Annotated in this window: 5 protein-coding genes and 1 pseudogene; 5 read left to right on the plus strand and 1 reads right to left on the minus strand. The window is 47.2% G+C overall.

Features of this window, described 5'->3' with window-relative positions:
• The 3 genes from DW640_RS22740 to DW640_RS22750 form a co-directional block, all read left to right on the plus strand.
• Positions 1-1,231: TonB-dependent receptor (locus DW640_RS22740; protein WP_117578986.1), on the plus strand; the 1,231-nt coding region annotated here is incomplete at its 5' end.
• A gap of 41 nt (positions 1,232-1,272) precedes the next feature.
• Complete coding sequence (locus tag DW640_RS22745) at positions 1,273-2,289, plus strand: hypothetical protein (RefSeq protein ID WP_032561872.1); 1,017 nt, start codon at positions 1,273-1,275, stop codon at positions 2,287-2,289.
• 373 nt (positions 2,290-2,662) lie between these two features.
• The gene (locus DW640_RS22750) at positions 2,663-3,877 is read left to right on the plus strand and encodes a site-specific integrase (RefSeq protein ID WP_117578987.1); all 1,215 of its coding nucleotides are present in this window, start codon (positions 2,663-2,665) and stop codon (positions 3,875-3,877) included.
• Between the two features lie 577 nt (positions 3,878-4,454).
• On the opposite strand, the gene DW640_RS22760 is transcribed toward DW640_RS22750, so the two are convergent.
• On the minus strand, positions 4,455-5,300 hold the full coding sequence (locus DW640_RS22760; protein ID WP_032561868.1) for an AraC family transcriptional regulator: 846 nt from the start codon (positions 5,298-5,300) through the stop codon (positions 4,455-4,457).
• 508 nt (positions 5,301-5,808) lie between these two features.
• On the opposite strand from DW640_RS22760, the gene DW640_RS22770 reads away from it, so the two are divergent.
• Together DW640_RS22770 and DW640_RS22775 are read left to right on the plus strand one after the other, a co-directional pair.
• On the plus strand, positions 5,809-6,405 hold the full coding sequence (locus DW640_RS22770) for a DUF3575 domain-containing protein (protein WP_370448863.1): 597 nt from the start codon (positions 5,809-5,811) through the stop codon (positions 6,403-6,405).
• A gap of 55 nt (positions 6,406-6,460) precedes the next feature.
• Positions 6,461-6,722: pseudogene (locus tag DW640_RS22775) on the plus strand (hypothetical protein); the annotation flags it as partial.

The raw sequence follows: 6,722 nt of genomic DNA on the forward strand, positions 1-6,722 counted from the left end.
CTACCAGGAGGTCACCCATCAGATCGCATTCGGCAGGATGCGGCTCGGCATGAAGAAGGGGGGGAGTATTCACTGGCAGAGTACCTGGCAGAAGGACGATAGGCAGGAAAACCGTGTCCGGCGGCTGGATTCTAACATTCCGGCGGTTTCCCTGCACCTGAATTCATTCCAGCATCTTCTGCGCTGGAAGCGGGATTACCGCTCCTGGCAGGTCGAGGCGGGAGGTCAGGTCATGTTCATCGAGAACCACAGCCGCGCGGGTACCGGATTCGTGCCCGTTATCCCGAACTACACGGAGACACAGGCAGGGATATACGGAATCGGGAAATATCACCTGGCCAGGGGAGGCGTTGAAGCAGGCCTCCGCCTGGATATGCAGGAAACCCGTGCCAGTGGTTATGACTGGACGGGAAGCCCCTATGGCGGGACAAGAAAGTTTAACAACGTGTCCTACAGCCTGGGAGGACACTATCAACTTTCCAGACGCTGGAGGCTCACCTCCAACTTCGGTCTGGCTTGGCGTGCCCCTCACGTGTATGAACTGTACAGCAACGGGAACGAGCTCGGGTCTGGGATGTTTGTCAGGGGAGACTCTGCGATGCACTCGGAAAGAAGCTACAAATGGATATCTTCCCTCCGTTACGGCGACGGGATGTTCAGCGTCTGTCTGGACGGTTACCTGCAATGGGTGGACGGCTATATCTATGACGGGCCGGAGAAAGAGACAGTCACCGTGATTTCGGGGGCATACCCGGTCTTCCAGTACAAGCAGACCCCGGCTTTCTTCCGCGGTATGGACTTTGACCTGCGTTTCACTCCGGACGGTTCATGGGACTACCATGCCGTCGTCTCCTTTATACGGGCAAACGAACGGACAAAGGGTAATTATCTTCCTTATATTCCCTCCTTCCGTTTCAGCCATGAACTTGCGTGGATCCACGAGACGAAATCGCATCTCAGGCTGCGTCTGAACATCAGGCACCGTTTCACCGCAAAACAGAGGCGGTTTGATCCGGACACGGATCTTATCCCGTATACTCCCCCGGCGTACCATCTCCTCGGGTTCGATGCCGGTCTTGAACTTCCCGTGAAACGGGGACACCAGGTCCGGTTCATGCTGTCGGCAGACAACCTCCTGAACCGTGAGTATAAGGAATACACCAACCGCTCGCGTTACTATGCGCATGATATGGGACGTGATGTGCGTTGCGGTGTAAACTGGATTTTTTAATTTATAACAATTATAATCAACACTAATAAATAAAAAGAAAAATGAGAACAATTGCATGTAAAACCGTGTGGGCACTTCTGGTAGGAGTGTCCCTTGTCCTGTCGCTGAACTCTTGCAGCAAGGATCCTGTAATACCAGAAGACGAGACGAAGAACAAACTGCATGAGGACCCGGCAAAAATGACCGTCCGCCTCGTTGAATGCCACCTGCACGCTGACTGGAACGAGATACAGAAGGCCGGAGGTCCCCACCAAAATCCGGAATCCCCGGCCAGGTATATGAAACGTGTCCAGGAGATCACTTATGAACTGAAGACCGGCAGTGGATGGACCCTTGCTGAAGGAAGCCAGGGCAAGTTTTACGTTCAGAAAAACGGCGAATATAAAAATGGAAACAACTTTACCCCGGCCCCGGTTTACCTGATGTTTATCTATTACTACAATTCCAAAGGAGAGTTAATGAACGGCCAGTTCGTGGAGAACGGGCAGGAGAATATCCACCAGCATTTCTTCACCCCGGAGAACGTGAGACCTACCTTTGACGGGAAACCGGAAGCTGACGACAATGATCCGGAGGCACTGGTGGATTATCTCTATGTGGATACCACGCCCTGGGACAAGACCAAACATGACAACGAGGCGGAAATTACGGGAGGCACTAACCCGGTAGGATTAAAAGGAGTTATCCGGTTCCTGAAGGACCGCAAGGAGTTTGACCTGAAACTCCGCCTGTATCACGGCTACAATTCTAAAAAGAACCCGCAGACAAACGGCTTTGACCCGTTCTACAAGCCCTCCGGGGTATTGATCCAGCGTGGAACATGGGATATTAACCTGAGCATCCCGGTAGTGGTGTTTTGGAGCCGCGAGGAGTTTGTTGATGTGGACCCGGAGGCAGATGTGAACCTGATCGGGGAGGATAGCCTGGATGAAGACAGCAACCGCACGCTACACTCCATCATGAAAACCTTCAGTCTTACATGGAAGGAGGCGCTTGAGGAGTTCATCTCCTATACCTACCAGGCGGGGGATGTGGAAGCTGGATCCATATGGCTTTGATCATCTTGCGTAGGATGGAATTCTCTCTTTATCAATCTACAGGCGGCAGGTGGGGCCGCCTTTTTTGTCTTGTGCAGCGAAAAAATCCCATCTGCCATGCTTAATCCCCGTGGTTTACTTGGGGATGTATTGGGACATGCTTTACCATCTCACCCTGTTCCATTTTTCATGTTTGGCAAGTTGAAAAAAATCCTATACATACAAGACGTACCGTTCCCTTACCGACGGGTCTGGAACCGACTTCCCGTCTTTCGTGCAATTTTCCCGCTTGGTTACTGAACTTTTTTGGTCTTTTTCCGATTTGATGCATATAAGTTTATGCTTCCTTTCCAGGAAACAAGGAAGCGTCAAATGTCTAACTAATAAAAAACTTATGGCAACAGTTAAAACAGTATTGGTAAAAGGAAGGAGCAACCGGTCCGGCAAATTCCCGTTAGTCGTGCAGGTTCTTCACAAGCGAAGGAAAAAGGTTGTTTATACAGGATTCAGCATCCCGGATACCCTGTTTGATCCCGTAAAAGGGAGGGTTATCGACGGCGGGGAAAACACCCCGGAGTCGATTCGGAGGATCAACAACAGGTGCGAAAGTATCTCAAGGGTACTGTTAAAGTGTATTTCAATGATAGAGAAGAAATCCCGGGAATACGAAATAGAGGACGTATTCAGGACTTACGGCGTGTTAACCCGCGAAGCCGGTTTTTATTTCTATTTTTCACGGAAAATCCGAGAGCTTCGTGAATGCGGTCATGAGGGAACAGCCCGGGCATACGCCTCCAGCCTGCGTTCCATGCAGAGGTACCTGGGAAAAAAGGATTTTCCTTTCATAAAACTCTCTTCCCGGATCATTTCCGACTACCAGGGGAAACTACTCGCTTCGGGTATATGCGATAACACCATTGGTTTTTATCTGCATAATATCAAGGCTCTTTTCAGGAAGGGATGTCGGGAGATGGGCCTGGAACTTCCTTGCCCATTTCGCGATATAAGCATTAAAACGGAAAAAACTCTCAAACGCTCCCTTGATCCGGTTGTGATTAAAACACTATCCGCAATTGAACTGGAAAAGGACAGCCCATTATCTCTTGCCCGGGACATTTTCATGTTCAGCTTTTACACGCGTGGAATGTCATTCGTCGATATTGCATTGCTAAAAAAGAGGCATGTTTTCCCGGGTGAAATCTGTTACAGGCGTCACAAGACCGATCAATTGATGCGGGTAGGTATAAACAAGGAGATCAGTCGTATCCTGGAAAGATACAAGAATGTACCGGGAGAATACATCTTCCCGTTGTTTCCGACAGAACGGGATCCGTACGCTGGTTATAGAAGTGCCTACCATAGGATTCGTTACTCCCTGGGAAAGATTTCCCGGGTCATTGGTTTGGAATTCCCGCTGAGACTTCACGCGGCCCGCCATTCATGGGCCACGATAGCCAAGGTGAACGGTGCCTCGGTTCATGTTATTGGTGAGTGTCTGGGGCATACGTCGGAAAAAACGACCCGAATCTATCTGAAAGAACTGGATCATTCCGCACTGGATGCGGTTAATAATCAAGTGGCTGACTTCATTTTAGCGGTGGATGATTGACCGGGCCCGACCGCGAAAGATATCAGCTCAAATTCTTCAGTTCCCGTCTGGACGATGGACGGCGGTTAACCACTCCCAAAGAGGCTTTTACCACCGATAATTTTACCATTCCCGGATGTTTCTGTAAATCCCGCCTTGGTGCACGTGGCGGGATTATACAGGAAAAAAAGGAACACCTTATTTAGCTAATTTATCTTATACCGTCTTCAATTGAAAGATGGCTACGAGAGGGATTTACATGTTATGGTATCTACGTTTTGGACCGGCATCTGTTGGGTAAACAGATGATTTAATGGAATAATAATATTTTTCTACATTAGTTAAATTCTATTATCTAAGATTTTTTTTCACTTTAATTATAGTATATTATCACAATATACGTATATTTGTTCCTGTTTCTTCACTCTCTCCCGTAGAGAGTGGAAAATCAAAAAAACTTACAGCATGTGTTAAAAAAATAGCGTAATCCTTTTTTTATTTGGATTACGCTGCAAATTTAAAGACAATAATTTTGTTGGCTGTTTCCGTTTTGGCTCTATTATTTATCAATTTCTTATCTCCCCCATTCAGAGATTGTTTAACCGCCTTTTATCTGCTGTCTTAACTCTCTGGGAGAACATCCCAGACATCTTTTGCAAAATCTGGAGAAGTGTGCAAGAGAGGAAAACTCCAGTTCATTGGCAATGGTTCCCAACGGCAGGTCTGTAACTGAAAGTTTGTATTTGATTTCTCCCAACAACTGTTTCTGCATCCATTCGGCTGGAGCCTCTCCAAACTCCGCGGAAAACTGTCTTTTGAAGGCGGAAAGGGAGATATCACAGGCCGATGCGAGTTCTTTTACGGTCCTGCAACTTTTGTAATTGTTCAAGACCTTATTTTTGAAGTCTTGCGAACGGCCTATAATCATATAGAAAAAATTCGCAAGTTCCTGTCTGGAATAGTAAAAGCGAATGTTCCAGAAAAGTTCCTTGAGTTTTATTTCGTGAAAATGGATACAGTTCGCTCCATCTTCCAGATAAGACACCAGTAGTTCAAGAAATTTGCATAACCGATCCCTGATTTCAAGAGGTTCCATACGATATTCGACAATTTCCCTCAGGTGGTATAACTCTGAAAAGGAGGCCCTTTGACAGGGCCATACTCCCCCCTCGAACAGGGCAGCCACGACTTCACATTTTTCCAGTGATTGGGTGTTAAACAGGCTGTCACGGCAAAAAAAGACCATCTCTCCTGATGAAACAGTGAACTGAAAACCGTTGCAGGAGAATTGCAGACTTCCCTTGAGTACGAACAGGATACAATCTTTTACCAATTCCTCCTCGTGGTTCAATCCTTCGTCAAATTTATAATACCGGAATCCCTCCTGCATAGATTTTGAGTAATTATAACAAGACGTGTGCTCGTTCAAATAAAAAAGTTCCATTGTTTCTGTTTTTGTTGCCTAATGAAAATATTAGTAATCTTATTTTCAGTTAGTTATATGATAAAATCTGTCCATGTTTCATCTTTTATTTCTTTTTGGCATCTATAACCGCTTTCCAGAGCGGATTTTGAAAAATTTTCCACTCTCTACGGGAGAGAGTGGAAAATAAGAAAGTCATCGAATAAAGGTTTACATTATGCGAATGAGTCATGAGATATTCAACATGGAATGGTCCAACAGGGATTCGATTTACCTGCATACTCGGGACGGTGTCCTCTATTCGGCTTTCGCCGGATCGGCTGAAAGACTTTTAAGTCTCGTGGGCGGGTTGCGTCCCTGCAGGTCCTTCTGGTGTGGGCAGGAGTTTCCGGCCGTCCACTCTATACGTGCAAGAAAGATTCTGGAGTCTTTTCCGGGAAGCTGCATTTTTATTAATGATTATTACATAAGGATAACTTTGGCTTGTCCTTTTATAAAATAAAGTAACGAAACAATGAATAACAGTATGATGAAACCGTTTTTTCTTCTGGTGTTTTTGCTTTGTTCGGCTGGTGCCTTCTCTCAAAAGGTCGCCTTGAAGAACAATCTGGCCTACGATGCCTTGAAAACTCCCAACCTCTCCTTGGAGTTCTCCATGGGGCGTAAATGGACCCTTGACACACAGGTGGGTATGAATTTCTTTTTCTACACGCGGGACGCCACGTCTTCCCGGTACAAGGCAAAGAAGTTCAGTCACTGGCTTGTCCAGCCGGAGCTCCGTTATTGGACCTGTGACGTTTTCAACGGCTGGTTCTTCGGGTTGCATGCCCATGGCGGCCAGATGAATATCGGAGGTGTCGATGTCCCCTTCGTGCTTCAGAAAGGGGACAGAAACATGAAGGACCACCGTTACGAGGGTTATTTCTGGGGAGGCGGGTTGAGCGCCGGTTACCAGTGGGTGCTTTCCAACCGTTTCAATATCGAGGCCTCCTTGGGTATCGGTTACGTGCACGCCCGTTATGACAAGTACAGGTGTACCACCTGCGGGCAGAAGCTGGGCAAGGGGGATGCGGACTACATAGGTCCCACCAGGGCCGCCATTTCAATTATTTACATGTTGAAATAACTCCCTGAATCCGGGGACACAATTTTTTATTCTATCATGCTAAAAATGTATATCAATGAAACCTTACCATATTAACAAGAAGCAAATCCTTATCATGGGCTGCCTGGGAATGTTTCCCTTGTTTTCTTCCGCCCAGGACATTTTATCAACGTCAGGTACCTCGCGTTGGGATTATTCAAACAGCCGTGTGGAGCGTGAACCGGGTAGAGATGCGTTGGATATTACTTTCAGTGTCTTCCCCCTGGCAGGGCTTGGAAGCCAGGAAGTCGCTTACCTGTTCCCCGTCTATGTCTCGGCTGACGGGCGTGACAGCGTCC

The organism is Bacteroides sp. AM23-12, assembly GCF_003434395.1.
Classification (GTDB): Bacteria; Bacteroidota; Bacteroidia; order Bacteroidales; family Bacteroidaceae; genus Bacteroides; species Bacteroides thetaiotaomicron.